Raw genomic sequence first — 20,976 nt, 5'->3', positions numbered from 1 at the left:
CTAACGACAAAAAAAGAGGAGAGCTGGTTCGCTCTCCCCCGTCCAATTAAAACGCGCGCATCAAGTTCGCCATCTCGATGGCCGACGTTGCCGCTTCCCACCCTTTGTTCCCGGCTTTCGTTCCAGCTCGCTCGATTGCTTGCTCAATCGTCTCTGTCGTCAAGACGCCGAAAATGACCGGTACTTCTGACTGATAACTCGCCTGGGCGATGCCTTTCGCCGCCTCATTACAGACGTAGTCGAAGTGTGGTGTCGCCCCACGGATGACGGCACCGAGTGTGATGACGGCATCATATTTCTTGCTCATCGCCATCTTCTTCGCGACAAGCGGGAGTTCGAACGCCCCAGGGACGAACGCGAGTTCAACGTCGTCTTGTTCGACGCCGTGGCGCTTTAACGCATCTTTCGCCCCATCTAGCAAGCGCATCGTGATGAGATCGTTGAACCGTCCGACGACGATTCCGACTTTCAAGCCTTTTCCAACCAAGTTTCCTTCAAATGTATGCATCATGATTTTTCTCCTCCAAAGTGGTTCATTTTTTGTTGTTTCGTCATTCGGTACTTCTCGTTCGCCGCATGGGCGCCGACGATAATTGGGACACGTTCGATGACCGTGATCCCGCACGCTTCCAAGGCATCGACTTTTTCCGGGTTATTCGTCATGAGCCGGACGTTCGTGACGCCGAGGTCACGAAGCATGGCCGCGCTGACCCGGTAATCGCGCAAATCGGCATGAAGTCCGAGCGCCACGTTCGCCTCGACCGTATCAAGCCCTTGTTCCTGTAACTCGTACGCCTTCAACTTGTTGAGCAGACCGATGCCGCGCCCTTCTTGTCGCATATACAAGATGACACCACCTTCGGCTTCCACTTTCGCCATCGCTGTATCAAGTTGTGGCCCGCAATCGCAACGATAGGAGCCGAACACGTCGCCGGTCAGACACTCGGAATGGATACGGACGAGCGGTGCGTGTTCGAGCTCACCTTTGACGAGCGCGACGTGTTCTTCCCGGTCGAGGACGTTCCGATAGCCGATTAATCGGAAGTCCCCTTTCACCGAGGGGAGCGAGACGTCCGCCTCTCGACTGACGAGGTCCGTCTCCATATAGCGGACGAGCGCCTCGATCGTGATGAACTTTAAAGCATGCGCTTCTGCGACGCGTTCAAGGTCCGGCACCCGGGCCATCTCGCCGTCCGGGCGGATGATTTCACAGATGACGGCGACCGGTTCACTTCCGGCGAGGCGCGCCAAGTCGACCGACGCTTCTGTATGTCCGCGTCGTACCGAGACGCCGCCTTTTTTGGCGATGAGCGGGAAGATATGTCCCGGACGTTGGAAATCAGCCGGACGGGCGTTAATGTTCGCGAGTTCGCGCACCGTATGGGCCCGTTCGCTCGCCGAGATGCCCGTCGTCGAATCGACGTGATCGACGCTGACCGTGAACGCCGTCCCATGTGGATCGGTGCTGTTTGCGACCATCGGCTGCAAGTCGAGCCGGACGGCCACTTCTTCAGCCAGGGAGGCGCAGACGAGCCCTTTCCCTTCCGTGATGAGGAAGTTCATCGTCTCTGCGGTCATTTTGTCCGCGAGGACGACGAAGTCTCCTTCGTTCTCACGGTCCTCATCGTCGACGACGATAATCGGTCGTCCCATCTTCAAATCTTCGACTGCTTCTTCAATCGTGTGGAACATTACCATCCCGCCTTTCCATACCCTTGCGACGCCAGTGATTCAAGCGTCATCGGTTTTTGATTTACGAGTTTTTCCATATATTTAGCCAACATGTCACATTCCAAATTGACCGCGTCTCCGGCCTGTTTCATCCCGAGCACCGTCTCACTGTACGTGTGCGGGATGAGCGACAACGTGAACCCGCGTTCGGTGACATCAAACACTGTCAAGCTCGTCCCGTCGACCGAAATCGAACCTTTCGGGACGATGTAGCGGAGGAGCGACGGTTCGCAGCTGATGTCGACATAGACGGCGTTCGCGAGCGACCGTTTTTTCACGATGCGCCCGACGCCATCGACGTGACCCGAGACGAAATGTCCGCCGAAGCGTCCGTTCGCGGGCATGGCCCGTTCCAAATTGACGTTCGTTCCGGGGCGGACCCCGCCAAGACTCGACGCCTTGAGTGTCTCCGGCATGACGTCGACCGAGAAACTGTCGCGGTCGAACGTCGTCACGGTGAGACAGATGCCGTTGACGGAGATGCTGTCACCGAGCTTCACATCCTCGAGGACGATCTTTCCGCTCAGTGTGAGCCGCAGGGATGGACCGTTCCGTTTTACTGCCTTGACACTGCCGATTTCTTCAACGATTCCCGTGAACATCGGACCCCTCCTTTCGCATGATCAGTTTGATGTCGGTACCGACCGTCTCCACCGTTTGAACGTCGAACCGCTCAACTGCATCGAGCGGACCGTCATGATGTGAGCGGTAAAAGCTGCCCTTGCCGCCGAATACGCGTGGCGACTGATACATGACCCACTCGTCGACGAACTGTCCGTCCATGAGTGAAGTGACGAGTGTCGGTCCCGCTTCGACGAGCAGGCGGCCGATGCCGCGTGCGTAGATGTCTTGTAGGACAGCTTCGAGCGATGTGTAGTCGGCGAGCTCAACGCCGCGTTGTGTGAACGCGTCCCGCTTCACTCGATCGTCGGACGTCGTGTAGAGCAATACCGGCACATCGTTCGCCGTCCGGACGAGCTGACTCGAGAGCGGCGTGCGCAACTCACGGTCGAGCACGACCCGGAGCGGTTGCGTCGTCTCACGGTCGAGCCGGACGGTCAGACCTGGGTCATCGGCGAGCACGGTGCCGACACCGGTCAAGACGGCATCGACCGTCGACCGCAGTTCATGGACGTCCCGTCTCGCTTCTGTCCCCGTCACCCACTTGCTGTCACCGTGATCGAGCGCGACTTTGCCGTCGAGGCTCGTCGCTGTCTTCAAGATGACGTAAGGCCGCTTCGTCTCGAGCGAACGCAAGAACGCCACATTGAGCGCTCGTGCCTCACGCTCGAGCAGCCCGACCTCGACGTCAATCCCGGCCGCTTTCAACCGAGCGATGCCGCGCCCTGCGACGAGCGGATTTGGGTCTTCCATCGCGATGACAACACGCTTGATGCCGGACTCGACGAGCAGGTCGGCACACGGCGGCGTCTTGCCGTAATGCGAGCACGGTTCGAGCGTGACGTACATCGTCGCACCGTAGGCGGCAGCGCCGGCCATGCGGATGGCGTGCACCTCGGCATGCGCTTCCCCGGCCTTCAAGTGAGCACCGAATCCGACGACCCGGCCGTCTTTGACGACGACGGCGCCGACGCGCGGGTTGATGCCGGTCGATGAGGCGGACTTGGCCAATTGGATGGCTTGTTGCATGTACTGATTCATAATCTCCCTCCTTGTTTCGCACAAACAAAAAGACCTCAAGGAATGATCCTCAAGGTCTCGGTGGGAGGTGTCGGTCGTCATTTGGGCAAACCAAATAAGCGTTTTCTTTACAGAAAAACGTACGACGAACTACAGGTCGCGTGGACCTGTTCTGTTTCCTTCTCCCATCCAGACTATACTGTCGGCTCTAGAATCGCACTAGATCCACCGTTCGCACACGTGCGCCCGGGTCACGGACTTAAGGCTCGCGCCCATCACCGCCGGTTGGGACTTTCACCCGACCCCGAAGGAATATTTGTTTGTACGATTCCACTTTAGCGCAAAAATAAATCGATGGCAAAACGAAATGCGCAAAAAGGCACCGCTCGAGTGAGCAGCGCCTTCAGAATCATGCCAAGAATAGGACGACGAGGAGACCGACGATCCAGCAATAGAACGAGAAATACTTGAGCTCGCCTTTCGCCATGATGTGTTGGAACCATTTGAGCGAGATGGCCGTGAGCGCATACGAGGCGATGAACGCCAAGATGAGCGGTCCGAACAGTTCACGCGTTTCCGGATTCGTGAACAGCGCCGGTCCATCTAAAATCATCGTCCCGAGACTGACCGGGATGAATAAGAAGAACGAGAAGCGGAGGGCCGACTCTTGCTTGATGCCGAGGAGCATCGCCATGACGATCGTGGCGCCGGAGCGGCTGATCCCTGGAATGAGTGCGACCGCTTGAGCAAGACCAATCAAAATCGCGTCGCGGAGCGTGATGCCGCCGTCCCCTTTGTTCCCGCGCATGTTGCGGATGAACCAGAGCGCGAGCCCAGTCAAGATGAGCGTGTAGCCGACCGTGGCGACTCCACCGAGCGTCTCCCCGATCCAATCACCGAACAAGACACCGAGCAAACCAGCCGGGACGGTCGCGACGAGCAAGAGCCCGATGAACTTAACATCAATCATCGTCTCGTCGCTGCGATCTTTCTTAAATAAGAACGTCCACAGACTGACGACGAGACGGACGACGTCTTTCCGATAAATCGTCAAGACGGCGAGCAGCGAGGCAAAGTTCACGAATATCTCGAACGAGAGTCCCGGTAATTGGATATCGAACAGCTCTTGGAAGATGACCAAGTGACCGCTTGACGAAATCGGGATCGGCTCCGTGAAGCCTTGAATCAAACCGAGCAGTAAGTAGAACAACCATATTGTCATATCGTAATATCCTCTTTTCTTTTTTACATCAATTCCATTATTTTAGCAGACCGTCTCTTTCACTGACCAGCCTTTCAAAAAAAATTCGTTATTTTCAAAACTTTCATTGATTAGTCTGAAAATTAAATTTATTATAGAAGAGTACTCAACTGGTGCAACGGTGATGACCCCATTGGCCAGTTGGGTACTTTTTCGTACAGAATATGACATTTACGCCATCATAAAACTTTTTGTTTACAATTGAACCCATTTAATATTAAATTTGTAATAGAACTGTTACCATTTTTTCAAAGTGTAACCAGGGCTTTAGACCTATCGGTTCATAAAATCGGTTTAAAAAAACTTGAAGAATGCACTTATAAATTGTAAAAACTGGCCGATAGTATGATTGTAGAAGCAACTTCGTCATCTTTGTCGGTTCAGATATGAGTCCATGGAAGGAGGAACCATCATTGAGTCAAACGCTATCCACTAAATCCCACCACTTGTCCACCGAACAGCAGAGGATGATTCACTGTATCCGTCTACTCGGCGACTTGTTGAAGGAACGTCCCCGTCGCTCTGTGTATCGTCGCTTCGCGATGGAACAAAGCTGGCCATCTCCCGAGTCGATTATCCGACAGTTCGGGTCATGGGCAGAGGCGCTAGCCATCGCCGGCTACGAATGGCATGGAGAGGCGACCGTCGACCTCCCAGATAAAATGCCGAAGTACACGCGCGAAGATATCATCGAGACGCTCGCCCTCTACTCGCGCGACATGGGCTCGATCATCACGCTCAAAAAATATCAGGAATGGCGCAAGCTTCATCCGAAAGCACCAAGCCATTACCATATCGTCAAGACGTTCGGCTCGTGGCATGACGCCTGTGCCGAGGCCGGACTTGAAGCGAGTGTGACCTATTCCAAATCCGAGCTCTCGAACGCACTCCGTGAAGCGATTCACGAGATGGGCTTCTCTCTTTCCTTCGAGGCGTATCGCGAATGGGCAAAACGGAACAACAAACCATCCACGAAAGCCATCCTTCATCGTTACGGCTCGTGGTCGGCTGCGATTCACGCGGTCGAGTCAGAAATCTTCAATCAGAAATTATAATCTTTCATTCATAAGGAGGACGCCGGGTATCCGGTGTCCTCCTTTATTTTGTAGGTGTACCGTTGTCGCTCGTCCTTTCGGCGCCCACGCTTTCTGCAGGCAATCCCGGAGCCGCATCGCTTACGCTGCTGGGTCTCCGTCGGATTGCTGTCCTGCAAGAGTCGGGGCGCCGAGGGACGAGCGAATCGAATTCGATTTAATATTCGTTCAACGGCGCCTAGGCCGGTGCCCGAACTCCTAGGGGAGAGCGATGCAAGGATGACCCCGTAAAGCGCGGCACGCGCTGCGGAGGCATCCGCATCGCCCCAGGAACGGAGGGCATCGGCCCAAGCATCGTTCATGTTGATCAGACAAAAAAGGAGAACACCGATGAGCCGGTGTTCTCCTTCATCATTGAATCCGTTCCGTCGACGTGTCGCGATAATGGGCGACACGGTCACGGCCGTTGAATTTCGCACCGACGTACATGGCCCGGTCTGCGTGACGCAGCAACGTGTCGAGGTCCTCATACTCGTGAATCGTCTCGATGCCGATGCTCGCCGTCACCTGGACGCGAATTCCTTCCGAGCCGAACGGATGGTTGCGGAGCGCTTGGCGAATCTTCTCCCCCGTCACGATGGCAGCAGCCTCATCCATGCGTGGGAAGACGAAAACGAACTCTTCGCCGCCGTAACGCGTGACGAGATCCCCGCTTCGGATGAGACGCGTGAACAACGTCCCCGCCTCGATCAACACCTCATCGCCGAACGCGTGACCGTACGTGTCGTTGATCGCCTTAAAATGATCGAGGTCGACCAAGAACACCGACAACGGATACGATGCGACATCGTTCAACCGCTCTTTCGTCCACCGCTTGAGCGCCCGCTGGTTCGGGAGTCCCGTCATCGGATCGGTCAAACTTTCATGTTGGAGACGGTTCCGCTCGTCGATCCGTTCGAGCGACCAGGACAGTGTCTTCAACAGGCGATGGAGCTCGACGGCGATCGCCCCGTCGTAAGCCCCGTTCGCCGTCGTCGAGATCATACAGCTGACCGCGTTCGTCGTGCTCGACACCGGTTGGATGACGAGTGCCGAATGATGGAGCTCGGTTTGATGTGCCTGCAGGTCGGGATGCCACTCATGAAGCGAATCATACACAAAGTATGGTTCTTCCGCGTCGCGGTGCCGTTCGAGTGTGTAGGCGTCGGCGACGGGGGTGGACGTACGGCCGCTGATATCATAAAACGTCCGGTGCCCGTCCCGATTGACTTGGAGCCAGCCGCGCTCGAGCTCGACGACTTCCCGGAGCCCGTTCCAAAACTTCTCGATGAGCAGTTGCTCGTTGTCGACGCGGTACAGTTGCTCTTTCAACCGTTCGACTTGATCGATCTTCGACTGCGTCTCTTCGGTCTCCGTCGCTTTCGATAATCCCATCTTGAGGAGCGACAGGATGAGGAACGTCGCCATCAGCCCCGTGTATCCGAACAGTTGGAACGCCTCGATGGCGACCATCGTGAACAACAGCTCGAGCGAGATGACGAGCCAGTCAAAACGGAGCAAACGCCACATGATCGGGAGCGGGATCCGTTCCCCAATCAAGAACCGCGATAGCAGGAAACTGAAGCCGAGGACGAGGAACAAGACGGCAAAGAAGCCAATCAGCGCCGTACCTTGTTCGAGCAGATGGACGTTCGGTCCAATCTGTCCGCCGAGCCGCAAATAGACGAGCCCCGGCAAGACGAGGAGCATCGCCTCGATCAACGTATTGAGCGGATAGAAATGCAAAAAACGCCGACGTCCGACTTTGTTCGTGAACGTCCGGGCCTGAAACGTGAGTAAGAGGAGCTGTCCCATTAACAAGGCCGGCAACAGGCCGTACAAGAAGAACGTCATGAAGACGAACATCTCATGGAACGTAAAGTGAAGGTGCCGCCGCTTGAGCGGGTTCATGACGAACAGGGCGCCGAGCGTGAAGATGAACCAAAATAACGACCAATCAAACGTACCGATGCCGAGCCACATGTAGGCGAGGATTCCCATGAAGACGAGCGACCACGAGAACCAGCTTCTGATGAGGTACTTCCGAAATCGCATCGTCTCCCCCCTTTTCTTTATCATTCCTACATAGTATGAAGGGTTTTGGTGGAAGATTCCAGCCGTTGTTTGAAAGTTGTGACAATGAAAAAAGATCGCGACTCACGTCACGATCCTGTCATCACTTTGCTTTTAAGAACGAAAAACCGATCGAGCCTGACCCCGTGTGGGCCCCAAGGAGCGGTGCGAGTGTGTCGACCCGAATTTTGGCTTTGTCGCCGAGCTCACGTTTCCACGACTCGGCCAGTTCTGGCACGTTCCCGTGGAAAATCGAGACGTCCGTGCATTCACCCGAATCGATGACTTGACGGAGCGCTTCGAACAACTGGGCTTGCGCCTTCTTATACGTCCGAACCGTTTGATACGGAACGATAAGACCGTCTTCGAAGCGAAGCACCGGCTTCAATTGCAACATATTCCCGATGAGCGCTTTCGACTTCGAGATACGGCCGCCTTTTTGCATTTGTGTCAAGTTTTGCAAAATCAATTCGATGTGGACGTCCTCGGTTCGTTGTTTCATATATGCTTCGACGTCCTCGAGCGTATCTCCACGCTCGACGCGTTCAATCAACTCTTCGAGCATGAGCCCCATCGTGTAGATGCCGGCCCGTGAGTCGATGGCGAGCAGTTTGAACTCGGCGATCTCTGCGCCTTGAACCGATGCCGAATACGTCCCGCTCAAGTCCGACGACAAGTGGACGGCGATGCCCATATCATATTGATCTTTGATGCTCTCATACAAGGTGACGAAGTCGCCGATGGCCGGTTGGCTTGTCGAGACGCGTTCACCTGCGTCGATCCATTCGTACACAGTCTTGGCATCGACCTCGACCCCGTCTTTATACGGCTGGTCGCCTTTGACGACATAGAGCGGAACGATATGGATGTCCGGGTGGTGTTGAATCGAATCAGGAAGGACGACCGTGCTGTCCGTAATATAAGCAATTTTCATGTGTTAGCTCTCCTTCAATCTGAATTAGTACCTGGTAATATTATTTTATCACAGGTGAAGCGGTTTCACTTTTTTTTCAAAATTGAAATCCTATGAAGTTTCACATATTCCCGTCCGCGATGTGCTCGAAACGGGTAAAAGATAACATCGGACAAAGGAGGAATCGGTATGATTCACATTCAGCACGTCAATAAAATCTATAAGACCGGGGATGTCGAGACCGCGGCGTTGAAAGACATCGATTTGACGATCAATGACGGGGCCTTCGTCGTCATCCTCGGCCCGAGCGGGAGCGGCAAGAGTACGCTGTTGAACGTCATCAGCGGCCTCGACACGGTGACGTCCGGGACGATCACGTTCGGTGACACCATCTTGACGGACTTATCGTCCGAGCAGATGACAGCGTTTCGACGCGACCATCTCGGCTTCATCTTTCAACAATATAATCTACTCCAAAACTTGACCGTCTACGAGAACGTTCAAATCGGGGCCGATTTATCGACCGACCCGCTCCCAATCGAAGAGTTGTTGGATCAAGTCGGGTTAGCGGCTGCCCGTGACAAATACCCGTACCAATTGTCGGGCGGCGAGCAACAACGCGTCTCGGTCGCCCGGAGTCTCGCCAAAAATCCGTCCATCATCTTCTGCGACGAACCGACGGGCTCGCTTGATGAGGACAATTCAAAACGGGTGCTCGAACTGCTCGAGCGCTTGAACGAGACGTACAACAAGACGGTCGTCGTCATCACGCACAACACGGGCATCAGTGAGATGGCCGATGACGTCATCAAAATGAACTCGGGACGGATCGTGGAGTATACGCACAATCCGGTCCGAAAAGCCGCTCGCGACATCCACTGGGGGTGAGACAGATGCTGTATAAAAACGTATGGAAGACGCTCGCCGGCAAATGGATGCAGCTCCTTGCCATCGCCGTCATCATCGTCATGAGCTCGCTCACGTATACGATGATGTTTTATGGCATCAGCGGCATCGAAGTGCCGACCGAGGAGTATCTCGCCTCATCGAATCAAGAGGATTTTGCCGTCGAGATGCTGAACCGGGTCACGGAAGAAGAGGCGGCCTTGCCTGAGTTGGCGGACTTCATCGCCTCCGGCCGCTACACGCTCTCGGACTTGCGACGTGTCGACGAGGCGGCGTTCGATGACTTGATCGCGGCACGCATCGACGCCGTCGAGGGCGAGATGGACGGCGCGACGCTTGAGCTCCGCGCCTCGAAGCTATTGACCTACCCGTTCGGCTCGAGCGAACACCGCGGACTCGTCTTGAAAGAAGCGGACACGATCAACGTGTCTTATCTCGAGGCTGGCAAGCGGCCTGAGCAAAACGATGAGATCGCCATCAATGCGAAATACGCCGAAAAGAACGGGATTGAAATCGGTGATTCGCTCGACCTCGGTACCCCTTTCACGGTGAGCGGATTTGTCTTGTTCCCTGACTACACGCTCCCGCTGTTTGATGAGAACTTCTTCAATTTGGATCCCGGCACGCAGACACTCCTTTTGATGACGGACGCGGCCTACGACGAGGTGATTGGAACCGAATCGTTCCGCCTTGCCGGTGTCACTGACGGGACGGTCGTGACCGACGTCGAGCTCCCGTTCGTCATCTCGGTCATGGAAACGGAAAACATCATGCGCAGCGGCGCCATCTATAGCGAGATCTCATCTGGTAAAGCGATGGCGCTCGGCTTGAGCCTGTTCATCGTCTCGATTGCCGTCATCATCGTCGCCATCCTGATTTCGAACATGCTCGAGGCCGAGCGCGGACAAATCGGACTCTTGAAAGCGATTGGCTACAACCGCCGCCAAATCGCGGTCCCGTACCTAGTCTTCATCTTGCTGTTCGCGACGCTCATGCTCGTCATCGGCTATTTCCTCGGGCTCTACTTCGCCGAGCCGCTCAAAAATCTGTACCTCGATTTCTATCTATTGCCGTCCATCACCATCGCCCAAAGTCTGCTCGTGTTTCTCACGGCCGTCTTCGCCCCGCTCCTGTTCTTCGCGCTCGTGGCGGGAGCCGTCATCTATAAAATCATGGGCGAGAGCGCTCTCGCTTTGCTGTCGCCTCGAGACAACGCCTCACTCAATCGACTGAGCCGCATCGTCAGCCGTCTGCTCCGGAACGCCCGCGGCAAGACGAAATTCAAATATTTATACGCCGTCAAAAGCACGGGCAGCTTCATCATCTTCTTTTTCGGTATCCTATTCTCGACGCTCCTCATCGTCTTCGCCCTCATGATGAACGGGGCGGTCGACCGGATGACGGTCGGCGAGTTGAACGAGGCCGACTATGAATATGAGGCGTACACGACGACACAACCCATGCTCGAAGATGGACAAGAGCCGTTCCTCACCTACCCGTTCGCCTTCGCTCAAGACAACCTTGTCACGTTGAAAGGGCTCGATGCGACGAACACACTCTATCCTCTCGAAGACGAAGACGGGAACGAACTGGTACCGAAAGCGGATGAGATCATCGTCAACGCCTCGCTCGCCTTGAAGCTCGGCCTCGAGACCGGGGACACGCTTGACATCGAACTCGACAACGAGACGTTGTCGTACCCGATTGGGGGTATCGCCGACGAATATGCGGGCGATGTCGTCTACCTGCCTCGGGCAACGCTCAGCGAACAATTATCGGGCGGGACGACACGTGATTTGTTCAACGGGATTTACGCGACCGAACGGCCGGACGAGACGGACTATCCGACGGTCATCTCACGAAGCGGTCTGATTGAGCAGTCCCAATCGATCAATGAGTACATGAACTTGATGATGAACGTCATGATCGGCGGATCGGCCTTGATCGCCTTCAGCATCCTGTTCGTCTTGACCGCACTCACGGTCGAGAAAAATTATTACGTCATCTCGCTCTTGAAAGTGATGGGCTACGACCGGCGCGAGGTCCGCTCGATGATTCTCAATAGCTACTTCATCTACGCGCTCATCTCGGCACTGCTCAGCATCCCGATCGCCCTCGTCATCTTGCGGGTTATCATCGTCGTGTTCGCGGAAGATTATGGACTCGTCTTGCCGCTCGAGTTCGAGTGGATTTATCTGCTTTATACACTCGGTGCGGTGACGCTCCTCTTCTTCGCAAGCACGTTCATCAGCCGTCGCAAGATCGATCAGATTCCGCTCCAAGAAGTATTGAAGACGTATCAAGAATAATTTTTCGCCAAATAGGGCATAATAAGAGAAGAGACCAGGCCTCTCCCTGTGAGGGGCCTGACTATTTGAAGAAGAGGATGATTCTTATGAACCGTACACAAGTGTTGCTCGCCATTCCAGGAAACTGGTCATCGGCCGAGGCAGTCAGCGAACAAATCAGTCTACATAGCGAAGGCTACACGATGGCTGGCCTACTGCTGTTAGAAGATGAGACCGGAAAAGCGTTCACGGTCGAAGTCGTCGAGCGCGACCCGGCTCTCGCCGAAGCGATGATTCATGCCAGCTCGGGCGGTTTCACGCCGAAAATCGCGAAAGGGCTTACCCGCCACACGCATATCGTCTATTTGATCGTCGACGTCAATGACGTGACGGACATCGCGGCGGCCCGCCGTGCGGCCAATGCAATCTTGAACGCCGGCGGACTCGGCGTCATGGTCGAGACGGCTGGTGTCGCCTACTCGAAAGACGAATGGCAAGAGTCGAAAGAAGAAGACCTCGCTCTCGACTACTCGCTTCTCACAGCCATCACGGAAGAAGAAGACGCCTACGTCTCGTGGGGCATGAAAGCGTTCGGTCACGCCGACGTCGCCGTACCGGCCACGCTCGAAATTGAAGACGCGATTCACGTCGTCCATTCGTTCAACTTCCACCTCATCTCGGGTGGATCGATGTTCGGAGACGGGGACAGCTTCACGTTCGAGGACGGCAAAACGTTCACGGTCGAGATGGGTGAAGACGAGCGGACGTCCATCGACAACTTGCTCCATAACCCGTTCGGCTTGATTTACCTCGTGCCGCAGACAACTGAAGGTTGAACATGGTGATCGATTCGGACTCCCGTCCAAATCGATCTTTTTTTGATTAATCGATTATAATCGATTATAATTAATCTATACAAATAATAGATTAGAGGTGAATCATATGAAAGAGTCGCCTACGGTTGAGTTCAAGCGAGAACTTACAGACGCTGTCGTTCACGAAGTGATTGCGTTCGCCAACACGCAAGGTGGTGTTCTTTATATCGGTATAGAAGATGATGGTACCGTCCTCGGTGTCCCTAACGCACATCAACAACTCGAAGCAGTATCAAACAAGCTACATGACAACATTCAACCAGATATTCTAGTCCATTTATATTTAGAAGTGGTTGAGCTCGACAAAAAAGAGGTCATAAAGATAGCTGTGGCCCGCGGAACGAGACGCCCTTATCATTTGAAGAGAAAAGGCATGAAATCGTCGGGTGTTTTCATTCGGTACGGTACGTCTGTCACAAATGCCTCTGAAGAAAACATCCGCCAAATGATTATCGAATCAGATGGGACGAACTTTGAAACGATGCGTAGTTTGAAACAGGAACTGACTTTCGAGGAAGCTTCTCACTTTTTTGCTCAAACGAACATCAAATTTGGTGTCGAGCAACAACGTACACTTGGCCTGATGACAGATGATGGCTATTACACAAATTTAGGGCTCCTTCTTTCTGACCAATGCGAACACTCAATCAAATGCGCCCGCTATTTAGGGAACGACAAGCTTGAATTTCAAGATCGTAAAGAATTTAGTGGCTCCATTCTCGCACAAGTCGAATCCGTCTATGAATACCTTAGTCTGAACAATGCCACGTCAGCACGCTTCGTCGGTCTAAAACGGCTCGAGACCGAAAGTTATCCTAGTCCTGCTTTGCGAGAAGCTCTTGTAAATGCCGTTACACATCGCGATTATAGTTTTAGCGGTAGCATCTTGATTCATTTATTCCAAAACCGAATCGAAATCGTCTCGGTGGGCGGACTCGTGAAGGGCTTAACGATCGAGGATATCAATTTAGGTATTTCTCAGAGCCGTAATCCAAAACTAGCCAATGTATTGTATCGTCTGAAATGGATTGAAAGTTATGGTACCGGGTTACAACGAATCAAAGAAAGCTACAAAGAAAGTCTCGAACGACCATTCTGGACTACGAGTCCGAACGCCTTTGTCGTGACGTTGCCTAAACAACAGCTAACGACACCAGACTCTGACGAAAACGAACTCGAACAATGGCTTAGTCAACAGTCCGAATTTACGACAAGAGAACTCGAAGCCTATTTGAATAAAAGCAAAGGGACTGTCCGAAAACTGATCGAACAGTTGATAGCCGAACGAAAAGTGACCCGTGTCGGAAACGGGCGAACGACGCGCTACCGTACGTTAAACTAAACAAGAGCTCACAGACTTTCGTCTGTGGGCTCTTGTTTTGGTTGCGCCCGCATATCGAGCGGCAAGAAATAATGTGCGCGCCCTTCCCACCCGAGTTGATCACTCAACAGGTCGAACGACGTCCGGAAGAAGGCTTGGATGTCATCTGCCCGACTCACGTTCTCAATCGACAAAAAACATTCGCTCATCTCGGCGTCGTAGTAGGCGTCCTCAGGTTGAAGCCGCTCCGAGCCGAGGTCGGTGTATTGAAACGGATACGGCAAGATGAAGAACGTCGGCACGTCGACGGACTCATCCCCGAGCCAAAAGCCGAACTCGATCATGTGCTCGTCGAACGCCGCCTTCTCGATCACCTTGTCCTCGGGGAACGGCTCGAATTTTCCGTAGACGATGAGCGATGACACGTCGAACGTGCCCCAAAACAAGGCCGGCTTCACTTTCCGGCATCGGAGCGGGGCGAGAAACGCTGCTTGTTCCCGCGCCGCATACTGAAACAAGCGTACGCCTTCCTGGGCAGCTAAGGCGTCATAGACGAGCGGCGTCTCGTCTCGGTCGAGCCACCTGATGTCGTGCATCTCTTGCGATTTCGGGTTAATGGTGACGGTGATGCCGGATGCATGGAGTGCGTCGACCATCGCCTCATAATAGGACTTGATCGGCTTCCCGTCCGTCAGCGGAATCACGGTCGTAGCGGTTTCGACCTGCACCGTGATGACCGAGGCCGCGACGTCGACGTCGATCTCGAACAACGTCTCCCCGCTCCAGAGCGGTCCCGTCGAAAATCCATTCACGGTGAGCGGTAACGTGACGTGGGCCCATTGCGGCTCTTGCGGGGCGAGACCGAGTTTGATTTTGCCTAGAATTTGCGACACGAGATGGAGCGTGAGCTTCGTGTCCGCCCATTCGGAGTGGCGTATGATTTCCATCAGCGTTTCCTCATTTCTTCATTCGAACAAGTGACGCAGCTACTCTCCTGATTCCCTGTCCTCGACGCAAACAACCAAAAAAATCCACAGACGAGTGTCTGTGGATTCAACCGCGCATCTCTTGGAGACGCTCGAGTTGATGGGTCAGCTCGCCGATGGGGACGAACCGGGCCCGGCGGAGCGTCTCTCTGCCGTCGAGGAAAAACAGGACGACCGGGACGGTGAAAATCGAGTAGGCTCCGGCAATCTCCGGCACCTGATCCGAATCGATGGCGACCGCCTCGATATCGGGGAACTCCGTCAACATCTCCTCGACTTGCGGTTTGAGCGAGTGGCAGACGCTACAGGTCGGATGCGAGACGTAGACGAGCAATTGGTCTGTATTCGCGATCCGGTCGTGTAACGCCGAAAGTGTGGTGACAGCTTCCATCGAACTCCCTCCTTTTTTGATTACGCGTCGAGCCAAAGCACCCCGACCGTCTCAAAGCCGGCGTGGACCGCGATCGATGGGCAGAAGCGCGTCTTGACGACTTCAATGTCTGGCAATTTCGCCTGGATGAGCGCGACGAGATTGTCTTGCATTTCCGGCGCGAGTGCCGTCTGGACGAAGACACGGTTGTGGTGAATCCCGTTCGCGGCGTGGCGGCGTTCAAGCTCGGTTACCATCTCGGTGTACGCTTTTTTGAGCGACCGTGCTTTTTTGAACGGGATGACTTTTCCGGTCTCATCGAGCGTGATGATCGGTTTGATGTTCAAGATGTTAGCAAGGAACATCTCACCGGACGAGACGCGACCGCCGCGGCGCATCGTTTCCATATTCCCGATAATCATGAAGAAGTTCTTCTTGTCGCGCCACGCTCCGAGCAAGGCAACGATTTCTTCGGCTGATTTGCCTTCGGCCTCGGCGGCGAGCCCGAGTCGGACGAGCTCTTGCTGCGCTTCAAGCGCCGCGTGCGAGTCGACCGTGTATACTTTGAAGCCGGCTGCTTCTGCCGCTGCGCTCGAGTTTTTCACCGTCGAGCTCAACCCGTTCGAACAGTGGACGGCGATGGCACAGTCGTATCCTTCCTCTTTCAAGCGCTCATAGCGCGCGATGAAGTCGCCAAAAATCGGCTGTGATGTCTTCGCCTCTTTCTTTTGGTCGATCATATAGCGGTGCAAGTCTTCGAGTGACAAATCGACTTCGCTATAGCCGCTACCGTCGACGATCAATTGAATCGGAACGATATCGACACCGAGCCGGGCCGCCTCTTCCTTCGAGAAATTGGCCATGCTGTCGGTAATCCATGCGATTTTGGTCATAACAAAAATCCTCCATTGGTCGTTCAATTTTTTCCTAATTCATTATACCTCATTTTTCGGATTCGTTCCTTTTTGACTGATTTGGCCGAAAAAAGACAGCGAGACTCATCGTCGCACTGTCTTCGGCTTCGACTCATCGTGTCGAAATCAACTTCGTATGGGCAAACTCGTCATGCGGCAACTCCGTCTCTTTTCCTGCCTTGATCTGTTGGAGCGCCTTCAAGAGCGGCAGCCCAAGCGTCGCCGGATAGACAACGTCTTTATAAAGCGTCCGCTTCACGACTTGCTCGAGCGAGAGCGGGCGTCCGTCTTGGCTCACGACTTTGATGCCGACGACTTGGTCGCCGATTGTCTGCCCATTTTTGTTGAGCAAGAAATACACTTCTCCGGCGATCGTCACGAGCGTCGGCAAGTAATACCGTTTCACATCTTTTCCGGGAAACAGCTTCTTCCGAATCATCTTCTCGACGAGTTTCGCCGGCGTTTGAAAAATGAATTGATCGATTTGACTGGCAACGGCGCGTTTCCAAATTGGGACTGCCACGTTCATCATCCTCTCGTTTCGGGTCTAGCCTTTTGATTCCTCTTTTGACTTCGCTTGAAACGCAGAAAACGGACAACCCGAGCGGGCGAACAAGTTCGGCGTCACAATTTCGTCATTGTAGTGGCGATGGAACACGTGCGTCGCGGCCGGTGACATGGGCGGGATGAGCCATCCCCATTGCCCGGTCACCTCACGACCTGCGTCCTGTTCGTTCTTCTCGAACCGTTTGAACTGCTTCGCCGCCGTATGGTGATCGACGATCGTCACCCCGGCCCGCTCGAACGACTGTAGGACGGCGACGTTCAACTCGACGAGGGCCCGGTCGCGCCAAAGCGTCCGCTCTTTCGATGTATCGAGCCCGAGCGACGTGCCGACGAGGGGCAATAAATCATAGCGGTCCGTATCGGCCAAGTTGCGCGCCCCAATCTCGGTTTCCATATACCAGCCGTTGAACGGGACCGACGTGAAGCGCAAGCCGCCGATTTCGAGCTCCATATCGGCGATGGCCGGGACGGCGTGCCATTTGACCGTTCGTCCGTCGAATAAGTCGTACGCCTCGTGTCGAATCTCGACTTCGAGCACCGCATCGTCCGGCAGTTCATAGAGCTGGACCTCACGTCCGTCGGTGATGAGAAGCGGCAGGACGTCAAACGCGGTCCCGGCCCCGACCCAGCCGAGCCGTTCGGCTTGCCTCGTGATGGACAGCGAGAGCGGGTCACCAACGATCCCATCTTCCGTCTCATATGCCGCATAGCGGATGAGTTGCGCGTTCAGCAAACGGAACTCGTTCGGGAGCACGGTCATCGTCGAACGGATTTTCCCGTCGTTCGTCGCGTAGCGCAGATGGCCGACGAGCGCCTCAAACACCTCGTCGAACGTCGTCACGCCCCGGGCGTCCCGGACAGTGAGCGTCTGCCAAAACAGCCGGCCGATGCATCGGTTCGAGTTGCGCCAGGCGAGTTTCGCACCTTCCATCAACTCGTCTGTCGTGAGCGTGTACGTCCCGGTCTGCTCCAGCTCGACGGCGATCGCCTCGAGCCGATCTGTATAATCGCCTTCTAGTTGTGAGAAAAAGTGTCGGATTGCCTGCATGTCCATGTTGTCGATCTCCTCTATGTAGTCTGTCCCTCTCATCTTAGAGAAAATCGCTACGGGTTTCTAGTTTTAGCGTACAGAAAAAGCGAGCCGGTGTCGGCTCGCCTTCAGTCTGTCTGATCGATCAAGTCTTTCGCTTTTTGAATCGTGAATCCTCGCGGTTTTTCGCTCTCTAAAGCGGTCAATCGCTTCTCGAGTTCGACCGTCTGTTCATACGACGCCTCATATTGGTAAAGCCCGTTGGCGAGCTCGGTCAGCCGCGTCACTTGAATCGGTAGCGGTGCCATCCCGTCATCTAACAAGATGACGAGGCTCAGGTCACTGTCGACCGGCAGGCGGATTGACGCGTAAAAGGCGATCGTCTTGAAGCCGCGCCGCATGATGACGATTGGTGATGTGCCGACCGCGACGTCTTGGTCGCGCAGGCGTGTGATCGTGATACCGGCGTGAATCAAGCGACTCGAGGACGGAATCGTCTCGACATATTCCTCGATCGGGGTCAGCGTGCCCGCCTCGAGCGCCTGTTCGAACTCCGGCTCTTTGAGCGGACGGCTGAAAATGAATCCTTGGATGACGTGGCAGCCGAACTCGCGGAGGCGGAGCAAGTCGTCCATCATCTCGACGCCTTCGACGACGACGTTCATCCCAAACTCCTCGGCGATGAGGAGCAGGCTCCGAATGATGCCTTGGGCCTTTCGGCTTTGGTTGACGTTATGGGCGAACACTCGGTCGATTTTAATCGTCTGAGCGCTATACGCCTGCAAATAGGCAAGCGACGAGTATCCTTTCCCGAAATCGTCGAAGGCGATCGGGATGCCGAGGTCGTTCAATCGTTCGAACGCTTGTGTGATCTGTTGGGCGTCTTCTAATAGCGACGTCTCCGAGATCTCGACCTCGAGATAGCTTGCCGGGATGTGATAACGGGAGAGCATGTCTTCGAGCACATGTTCGAAATGTTCTTGGTACAAGTATTTGGCCGATACGTTGATCGAGATCGGCACTTTCTTCGGAAGCGTCATCAAATACCGGCACACTTCTTCAATCAACCAGTTCGTCAGTTCGAGGTGCAGGCTGCTCTCCTCGGCGAGCGGGATGAACTCGGCCGGCGAGATCGAGCCCCACGTCGGATGCGTCCACCGCATGAGCGCCTCGGCCCCGACGATTTGCCCCGTCCATGCGTTCACTTTCGGCTGATACATCAGGTAGAACTCTTTGTTTTGAAGGGCATCGCGCATATCCCGCAGCAGTTCATACCGCTTCAACGATTCGATGTCCATTTGTGACGAGTACAGTTCCAGTTGGGCCCCGATCTTCTTATCGGCCCGGTTCATGGCGATACAAGCGTGCTTAATCAATTCGCTCGCCTGTGTGCCGTCCTCCGGATATCGGCTCACCCCGATCGAGATACGGGCGAACAAGTCGTACACGTCGACACGGAAGCGGTGGGTCGAGAGTGAACCGAGCTTCTTGCCGAGTGCGAGCACTTCGGGGTCTTCCAAGCGCCGTGGCAACAAGATGAGCACGTTATCTGCATCGAGATGTCCAAGGAGCGCGTCTTTCGGCAAGAGACGAATCAATTGGTTCACCGTCGCGACACGCCACTCGTCGCCAAGTTCGTAACCGAACGTATGGTTGATCTCCGCGATCCGGTTGAACGACAGCGAGAACAACGTGAACGGATTGCGCTTCCGGGTCAAATGATACACCGATTCGGTGATTGATTCGCGATTCGGCATGTTCGTGATCGGGTCGAGCGAGGCGAGACGCCAAATCTCTTCTTGCTGCTCTTTCAACTGCGTGATGTCTTTGACGAGCGTCCGGAATCCGACGACATGGCCGCCTTCAGAAAAAATGGGTTCCCGATTCTCTTCAATCCATTTGACGTTCCCTTTGGCGAAAATACGGTACGAGAACGTCGACGGTTTGCCGCTCAGCGTCACTTCCCGCGCCTGCTTGATTTTCGGGACGTCGTCCGGGACGACGACTTTTTGCCAATAGTCCGGATGGGCATTGAATTGATCTTCCGTATAACCAAAGATGAGCGAGAAGCCCGGCGTCAAAAACTTGAATTGCTTCGATTCGAAATAGCGCTCAAAAATGACCGAGTCGACGATTTCACACAACTGCCTCACTTTCGATCGTTCCTTCGTCAGTTCTTCTTCGGCTGTGACCAAGTTCGTCACGTCGAACATCGCCCAGGTGACGGCTTTTCGGTCTTTCGAGACACCGACCTTCACAATCAACTCCAAATACTGTTTCATCTTCGGGTTGAAGGCGCGCAGTTGTGTCTCATATTCGAATTGCGAGTGATCGTGAAGCAACGTCTCGATCGCCGCCGCGAACGCGCCCCGGTCGTCCTCATGAATCAGGTTTCGGAAGTCCTCCCGCTTCATGTCGGCGAGCTGTCGCTTCATGTCGGCGAGCTGTCGCTTCGTCAAACCGAGCAGGTTCCCAGTCTGCGGGGAATGATAGAACGTCCCGGTCTCGAGGTCGAGCTCAATCAAAATGAGCCCAGGGATTCGCTCGAACAGTGAGCGACTCACTTTCATCCGATTGTAACGTTCCCGCAACTCCGTCTGCGTCGTCAAATCTTTGACGACCCCGTAAAGACCCGTGATGACCCGTCCCGTATAGAGGGGGGTGTTCGTGATCGACAGATGAATCGAGCGTCCGTCCGCGTTCCGCGCTTGCAGTTCGTAATGCACCGTCTCACCTTGGAGCGATCGCTGATGGAATGCTTGGACCCGTTCACTTTCGGCCTTCGGCAGCCATGAGGCCGGATGGACGAACCGCTCTTCTTCCCCGTTGAACAGAAGCGACAGTTTTTCATTTGAGTCGACGAGTCTCAAGTCACAGTCTAGGACGTAGACGGCGTCCGGATACTGATCGAGTAGCAACGGGTCGATATTGATCCGTTCCCCACGTTCCAATTGTTCAACGTTTGATTCCAATGCATGCTTCCATTGTCGGAAGAAGCCCATTTCCACCACTCCCCGGTGTGACGTT

Annotated in this window: 18 protein-coding genes and 1 riboswitch; of the genes, 5 read left to right on the top strand and 13 right to left on the bottom strand. The window is 54.5% G+C overall.

Translation table 11 applies throughout. The features are described from left to right. Window positions 1-46 precede the first annotated feature (46 nt). The 5 genes from ribH to KNP78_RS08705 all read right to left on the bottom strand — a co-directional run bounded on the left by ribH (window position 47) and on the right by KNP78_RS08705 (window position 4,594). Window positions 47-511: a 6,7-dimethyl-8-ribityllumazine synthase gene (ribH, locus tag KNP78_RS08725; protein WP_305798045.1), complete on the bottom strand. Its 465-nt coding sequence runs from the start codon at window positions 509-511 to the stop codon at window positions 47-49. Beyond that, on the bottom strand, window positions 508-1,692 hold the full coding sequence (gene ribA, locus KNP78_RS08720) for a GTP cyclohydrolase II (protein ID WP_214823710.1): 1,185 nt from the start codon (window positions 1,690-1,692) through the stop codon (window positions 508-510). The genes ribH and ribA overlap by 4 nt, the downstream gene beginning before the upstream one ends. After that, window positions 1,692-2,333 (bottom strand): riboflavin synthase, encoded by a 642-nt coding sequence (gene ribE, locus KNP78_RS08715; protein ID WP_214823709.1) that lies wholly within the window; start codon window positions 2,331-2,333, stop codon window positions 1,692-1,694. The genes ribA and ribE overlap by 1 nt, the downstream gene beginning before the upstream one ends. Beyond that, window positions 2,314-3,393, bottom strand: a complete 1,080-nt coding sequence (gene ribD, locus KNP78_RS08710; protein ID WP_214823708.1) for a bifunctional diaminohydroxyphosphoribosylaminopyrimidine deaminase/5-amino-6-(5-phosphoribosylamino)uracil reductase RibD — start codon at window positions 3,391-3,393, stop codon at window positions 2,314-2,316. The genes ribE and ribD overlap by 20 nt, the downstream gene beginning before the upstream one ends. Before the next feature lie 152 nt (window positions 3,394-3,545). Then, window positions 3,546-3,688: riboswitch (FMN riboswitch) on the bottom strand. A 93-nt stretch (window positions 3,689-3,781) separates the two neighbouring features. Continuing rightward, window positions 3,782-4,594 carry an undecaprenyl-diphosphate phosphatase gene (locus KNP78_RS08705; RefSeq protein ID WP_214823707.1) on the bottom strand — a complete coding sequence of 271 codons (813 nt, stop codon included), beginning with the start codon at window positions 4,592-4,594 and terminating at the stop codon, window positions 3,782-3,784. Between the two features lie 452 nt (window positions 4,595-5,046). Here KNP78_RS08705 and KNP78_RS08700 point away from each other — a divergent pair, with 452 nt between their 5' ends. Continuing rightward, window positions 5,047-5,688: a homing endonuclease associated repeat-containing protein gene (locus tag KNP78_RS08700; RefSeq protein ID WP_233004553.1), complete on the top strand. Its 642-nt coding sequence runs from the start codon at window positions 5,047-5,049 to the stop codon at window positions 5,686-5,688. A gap of 390 nt (window positions 5,689-6,078) precedes the next feature. Here KNP78_RS08700 and KNP78_RS08695 read toward each other — a convergent pair whose 3' ends face one another. Together KNP78_RS08695 and KNP78_RS08690 are read right to left on the bottom strand one after the other, a co-directional pair. Beyond that, window positions 6,079-7,761, bottom strand: coding sequence for a GGDEF domain-containing protein (locus KNP78_RS08695; RefSeq protein WP_034778778.1), 1,683 nt, complete (start codon window positions 7,759-7,761; stop codon window positions 6,079-6,081). Between the two features lie 121 nt (window positions 7,762-7,882). After that, window positions 7,883-8,713, bottom strand: coding sequence for a DegV family protein (locus KNP78_RS08690; protein ID WP_214706973.1), 831 nt, complete (start codon window positions 8,711-8,713; stop codon window positions 7,883-7,885). 168 nt (window positions 8,714-8,881) lie between these two features. Between KNP78_RS08690 and KNP78_RS08685 the strand changes: the two genes are divergently transcribed. From KNP78_RS08685 to KNP78_RS08670, 4 genes are all read left to right on the top strand, one after another. Further along, entirely contained in the window at window positions 8,882-9,580 is a 699-nt protein-coding gene (locus KNP78_RS08685; protein WP_214823706.1) for an ABC transporter ATP-binding protein, read from the top strand. A 5-nt stretch (window positions 9,581-9,585) separates the two neighbouring features. Further along, on the top strand, window positions 9,586-11,907 hold the full coding sequence (locus KNP78_RS08680; protein ID WP_214823704.1) for an ABC transporter permease: 2,322 nt from the start codon (window positions 9,586-9,588) through the stop codon (window positions 11,905-11,907). A gap of 86 nt (window positions 11,908-11,993) precedes the next feature. Beyond that, window positions 11,994-12,722, top strand: a complete 729-nt coding sequence (locus KNP78_RS08675; RefSeq protein ID WP_034778786.1) for a DUF4261 domain-containing protein — start codon at window positions 11,994-11,996, stop codon at window positions 12,720-12,722. 106 nt (window positions 12,723-12,828) lie between these two features. Beyond that, window positions 12,829-14,103 carry an RNA-binding domain-containing protein gene (locus KNP78_RS08670; RefSeq protein ID WP_214823702.1) on the top strand — a complete coding sequence of 425 codons (1,275 nt, stop codon included), beginning with the start codon at window positions 12,829-12,831 and terminating at the stop codon, window positions 14,101-14,103. Between the two features lie 8 nt (window positions 14,104-14,111). On the opposite strand, the gene KNP78_RS08665 is transcribed toward KNP78_RS08670, so the two are convergent. From KNP78_RS08665 to KNP78_RS08640, 6 genes are all read right to left on the bottom strand, one after another. Beyond that, window positions 14,112-15,029: a DUF5996 family protein gene (locus KNP78_RS08665; protein WP_214823700.1), complete on the bottom strand. Its 918-nt coding sequence runs from the start codon at window positions 15,027-15,029 to the stop codon at window positions 14,112-14,114. A 106-nt stretch (window positions 15,030-15,135) separates the two neighbouring features. Further along, window positions 15,136-15,459, bottom strand: coding sequence for a thioredoxin family protein (locus tag KNP78_RS08660; RefSeq protein ID WP_214710921.1), 324 nt, complete (start codon window positions 15,457-15,459; stop codon window positions 15,136-15,138). Window positions 15,460-15,479: 20 nt separating this feature from the next. After that, a complete protein-coding gene (locus KNP78_RS08655; RefSeq protein WP_214823692.1) occupies window positions 15,480-16,331 on the bottom strand; it encodes a DegV family protein in 852 nt (283 codons plus the stop codon). Between the two features lie 133 nt (window positions 16,332-16,464). Then, window positions 16,465-16,881, bottom strand: a complete 417-nt coding sequence (locus KNP78_RS08650; RefSeq protein WP_233004560.1) for an RDD family protein — start codon at window positions 16,879-16,881, stop codon at window positions 16,465-16,467. 18 nt (window positions 16,882-16,899) lie between these two features. Then, window positions 16,900-17,973, bottom strand: a complete 1,074-nt coding sequence (locus KNP78_RS08645; protein ID WP_214823672.1) for a nitric oxide synthase oxygenase — start codon at window positions 17,971-17,973, stop codon at window positions 16,900-16,902. A 104-nt stretch (window positions 17,974-18,077) separates the two neighbouring features. Next, a complete protein-coding gene (locus KNP78_RS08640; RefSeq protein WP_214823670.1) occupies window positions 18,078-20,951 on the bottom strand; it encodes an EAL domain-containing protein in 2,874 nt (957 codons plus the stop codon). Window positions 20,952-20,976: the final 25 nt, after the last annotated feature.

Source organism: Exiguobacterium sp. s28, from assembly GCF_018618135.1.
Classification (GTDB): Bacteria; Bacillota; Bacilli; order Exiguobacteriales; family Exiguobacteriaceae; genus Exiguobacterium; species Exiguobacterium mexicanum_A.
Note: the sequence above shows the minus strand (reverse complement) of the source record. Positions and strands in the feature narration are given on the sequence as shown.

Bases quoted from the DNA above. Each gene is read 5' to 3' on its own strand.
- ribH (WP_305798045.1), bottom strand. From the start codon at position 511: ATGATGCATACATTTGAAGGAAACTTGGTTGGAAAAGGCTTGAAAGTC.
- ribA (WP_214823710.1), bottom strand. From the start codon at position 1,692: ATGTTCCACACGATTGAAGAAGCAGTCGAAGATTTGAAGATGGGACGA.
- ribE (WP_214823709.1), bottom strand. From the start codon at position 2,333: ATGTTCACGGGAATCGTTGAAGAAATCGGCAGTGTCAAGGCAGTAAAA.
- ribD (WP_214823708.1), bottom strand. From the start codon at position 3,393: ATGAATCAGTACATGCAACAAGCCATCCAATTGGCCAAGTCCGCCTCA.
- KNP78_RS08705 (WP_214823707.1), bottom strand. From the start codon at position 4,594: ATGACAATATGGTTGTTCTACTTACTGCTCGGTTTGATTCAAGGCTTC.
- KNP78_RS08695 (WP_034778778.1), bottom strand. From the start codon at position 7,761: ATGCGATTTCGGAAGTACCTCATCAGAAGCTGGTTCTCGTGGTCGCTC.
- KNP78_RS08690 (WP_214706973.1), bottom strand. From the start codon at position 8,713: ATGAAAATTGCTTATATTACGGACAGCACGGTCGTCCTTCCTGATTCG.
- KNP78_RS08685 (WP_214823706.1), top strand. From the start codon at position 8,882: ATGATTCACATTCAGCACGTCAATAAAATCTATAAGACCGGGGATGTC.
- KNP78_RS08680 (WP_214823704.1), top strand. From the start codon at position 9,586: ATGCTGTATAAAAACGTATGGAAGACGCTCGCCGGCAAATGGATGCAG.
- KNP78_RS08675 (WP_034778786.1), top strand. From the start codon at position 11,994: ATGAACCGTACACAAGTGTTGCTCGCCATTCCAGGAAACTGGTCATCG.
- KNP78_RS08670 (WP_214823702.1), top strand. From the start codon at position 12,829: ATGAAAGAGTCGCCTACGGTTGAGTTCAAGCGAGAACTTACAGACGCT.
- KNP78_RS08665 (WP_214823700.1), bottom strand. From the start codon at position 15,029: ATGGAAATCATACGCCACTCCGAATGGGCGGACACGAAGCTCACGCTC.
- KNP78_RS08660 (WP_214710921.1), bottom strand. From the start codon at position 15,459: ATGGAAGCTGTCACCACACTTTCGGCGTTACACGACCGGATCGCGAAT.
- KNP78_RS08655 (WP_214823692.1), bottom strand. From the start codon at position 16,331: ATGACCAAAATCGCATGGATTACCGACAGCATGGCCAATTTCTCGAAG.
- KNP78_RS08650 (WP_233004560.1), bottom strand. From the start codon at position 16,881: ATGAACGTGGCAGTCCCAATTTGGAAACGCGCCGTTGCCAGTCAAATC.
- KNP78_RS08645 (WP_214823672.1), bottom strand. From the start codon at position 17,973: ATGGACATGCAGGCAATCCGACACTTTTTCTCACAACTAGAAGGCGAT.
- KNP78_RS08640 (WP_214823670.1), bottom strand. From the start codon at position 20,951: ATGGGCTTCTTCCGACAATGGAAGCATGCATTGGAATCAAACGTTGAA.